Source organism: Ochrobactrum sp. SFR4 (assembly GCF_019730395.1).
In the GTDB taxonomy this organism is placed as follows: Bacteria; Pseudomonadota; Alphaproteobacteria; order Rhizobiales; family Rhizobiaceae; genus Pseudochrobactrum.
This window is the reverse complement of sequence record NZ_JAAPBB010000199.1, coordinates 1-460: the sequence shown is the minus strand read 5'-3', so window position 1 is coordinate 460 and position 460 is coordinate 1. Positions and strand designations below refer to the sequence as shown.

General features: G+C 53.5%; 1 protein-coding gene. It reads left to right on the top strand.

What is annotated here, in order from left to right; genetic code table 11:
* Positions 1-153 precede the first annotated feature (153 nt).
* Positions 154-460: YkvA family protein (locus HBA93_RS18585; protein ID WP_221724286.1), on the top strand; the 307-nt coding region annotated here is incomplete at its 3' end.

The following is a 460-nucleotide window of genomic DNA, read 5'->3' as shown; positions in this document are numbered from 1 at the left end:
AACCCTGACCACCCATTCCGCCAAAGGCCTGACAGCGCTGGATATGCGCATGGCGCAGTTTGCCAATGAATATGCAGGCTAACAGCGCTCATTCTCCGCATATCTTGCAAAACAGCAGCAACTGCACCATCTGTATTCCCATGAGGATTTGCTATGGATGATGTCAAAATAGATGAAATTTTGCAGCCGGGCACCGAGCGCGAACAGGAAAGCCGTGCGCGCCGTGTCCGTAAACATTTCTGGAAAACTCTGAAAAAAGCCGCTGGCCGGATACCTTTTACGGAAGATCTGGTGGCTTCCTATTATTGCGCCCTTGACCCGAAGACGCCTGCGCGCGTGCGTGCGATCCTGCTTGCCGCTCTCGCTTATTTTGTGCTGCCGTTTGATTTTGTGCCGGATCTTCTGGTTGGTATCGGCTTCACCGATGACATGGCTGTTCTGATGGCGGCGCTGGCCTCTG